This is a genomic window from Bacillus sp. Au-Bac7 (assembly GCF_021341655.1).
Classification (GTDB): domain Bacteria; phylum Bacillota; class Bacilli; order Bacillales; family Cytobacillaceae; genus Niallia.
The window spans coordinates 1-2,936 of sequence record NZ_JAJTTG010000040.1; the positions used below are offsets into that span (position 1 = coordinate 1).

1 rRNA gene is annotated in these 2,936 nt (G+C 52.2%); it reads right to left on the reverse strand.

The annotated features are described in order from the left end of the window. Positions 1-2,935, reverse strand: a 23S ribosomal RNA gene (locus tag LXM54_RS27585). Between the last annotated feature and the right edge of the window lies 1 nt (position 2,936).

Genomic DNA, 2,936 nt, shown 5'->3' on the forward strand with positions numbered 1-2,936 from the left:
TTAGTTAAGTCCTCGATCTATTAGTATTTGTCAGCTCCACGTGTCACCACGCTTCCACCTCAAACCTATCAACCTGATCATCTTTCAGGGATCTTACTAGCTTACGCTATGGGAAATCTCATCTTGAGGGGGGCTTCATGCTTAGATGCTTTCAGCACTTATCCCTTCCGCACATAGCTACCCAGCTATGCCTTTGGCAAGACAACTGGTACACCAGCGGTGCGTCCATCCCGGTCCTCTCGTACTAAGGACAGCTCCTCTCAAATTTCCTACGCCCACGACGGATAGGGACCGAACTGTCTCACGACGTTCTGAACCCAGCTCGCGTACCGCTTTAATGGGCGAACAGCCCAACCCTTGGGACCGACTACAGCCCCAGGATGCGATGAGCCGACATCGAGGTGCCAAACCTCCCCGTCGATGTGGACTCTTGGGGGAGATAAGCCTGTTATCCCCGGGGTAGCTTTTATCCGTTGAGCGATGGCCCTTCCATGCGGAACCACCGGATCACTAAGCCCGACTTTCGTCCCTGCTCGACTTGTAGGTCTCGCAGTCAAGCTCCCTTGTGCCTTTACACTCTACGAATGATTTCCAACCATTCTGAGGGAACCTTTGGGCGCCTCCGTTACTTTTTAGGAGGCGACCGCCCCAGTCAAACTGCCCACCTGACACTGTCTCCCACCCCGATAAGGGGTGCGGGTTAGAATGTCAATACAGCCAGGGTAGTATCCCACCAATGCCTCCACCGAAGCTGGCGCTCCGGCTTCCAAGGCTCCTACCTATCCTGTACAAGCTGTACCAAAATTCAATATCAGGCTACAGTAAAGCTCCACGGGGTCTTTCCGTCCTGTCGCGGGTAACCTGCATCTTCACAGGTACTATAATTTCACCGAGTCTCTCGTTGAGACAGTGCCCAGATCGTTACACCTTTCGTGCGGGTCGGAACTTACCCGACAAGGAATTTCGCTACCTTAGGACCGTTATAGTTACGGCCGCCGTTTACTGGGGCTTCAATTCAGAGCTTCGCGCGAACGCTAACCCCTCCTCTTAACCTTCCAGCACCGGGCAGGTGTCAGCCCCTATACTTCGCCTTACGGCTTCGCAGAGACCTGTGTTTTTGCTAAACAGTCGCCTGGGCCTATTCACTGCGGCTCTCTCGGGCTTGCACCCAAAAGAGCACCCCTTCTCCCGAAGTTACGGGGTCATTTTGCCGAGTTCCTTAACGAGAGTTCTCTCGCTCACCTTAGGATTCTCTCCTCGCCTACCTGTGTCGGTTTGCGGTACGGGCACCTTGAATCTCGCTAGAGGCTTTTCTTGGCAGTGTGGAATCAGGAACTTCGGTACTATATTTCCCTCGCCGTCACAGCTCCGCCTTCACGGTAATGGGATTTGCCTCATTACCAGCCTAACTGCTTGGACGTGCTAATCCAACAGCACGCTTACCCTATCCTCCTGCGTCCCCCCATCGCTCAAACGATTCATAAGGTGGTACAGGAATATCAACCTGTTGTCCATCGCCTACGCTCTTCAGCCTCGGCTTAGGTCCCGACTAACCCTGAGTGGACGAGCCTTCCTCAGGAAACCTTAGGCATTCGGTGGATGAGATTCTCACTCATCTTTCGCTACTCATACCGGCATTCTCACTTCTAAGCGCTCCACCAGTCCTTACGGTCTAGCTTCAACGCCCTTAGAACGCTCTCCTACCACTGACATCGTAGATGTCAATCCACAGCTTCGGTGATACGTTTAGCCCCGGTACATTTTCGGCGCAGAGTCACTCGACCAGTGAGCTATTACGCACTCTTTAAATGGTGGCTGCTTCTAAGCCAACATCCTGGTTGTCTAAGCAACTCCACATCCTTTTCCACTTAACGTATACTTTGGGACCTTAGCTGGTGGTCTGGGCTGTTTCCCTCTTGACTACGGATCTTATCACTCGCAGTCTGACTCCCAAGGATAAGTATTTGGCATTCGGAGTTTGTCTGAATTCGGTAACCCGATGGGGGCCCCTAGTCCAAACAGTGCTCTACCTCCAATACTCTTACCTTGAGGCTAGCCCTAAAGCTATTTCGGAGAGAACCAGCTATCTCCAAGTTCGATTGGAATTTCTCCGCTACCCACACCTCATCCCCGCACTTTTCAACGTGCGTGGGTTCGGGCCTCCATCCAGTGTTACCTGGACTTCACCCTGGACATGGGTAGATCACCTGGTTTCGGGTCTACGACCACATACTATTACGCCCTATTCAGACTCGCTTTCGCTGCGGCTCCGTCTCTTCAACTTAACCTCGCATGTAATCGTAACTCGCCGGTTCATTCTACAAAAGGCACGCTATCACCCATTAATGGGCTCTAACTACTTGTAGGCACACGGTTTCAGGATCTATTTCACTCCCCTTCCGGGGTGCTTTTCACCTTTCCCTCACGGTACTGGTTCACTATCGGTCACTAGGGAGTATTTAGCCTTGGGAGATGGTCCTCCCTGCTTCCGACGGGATTTCACGTGTCCCGCCGTACTCAGGATCCACTCAGGAGGGAACGAAGTTTCGACTACAGGGTTTTTACCTTCTATGACTGGCCTTTCCAGACCTATTCATCTACCCCGTTCCTTTGTAACTCCATGTAGAGTGTCCTACAACCCCAAGAGGCAAGCCTCTTGGTTTGGGCTAATCCCGTTTCGCTCGCCGCTACTCAGGGAATCGCGTTTGCTTTCTCTTCCTCCGGGTACTTAGATGTTTCAGTTCCCCGGGTCTGCCTTCTGTTACTCTATGTATTCAAGTAACGATACTATCCCATTACGGATAGTGGGTTCCCCCATTCGGAAATCTCCGGATCAAAGCTTACTTACAGCTCCCCGAAGCATATCGGTGTTAGTACCGTCCTTCATCGGCTCCTAGTGCCAAGGCATCCACCGTGCGCCCTTTCTAACTTAACTT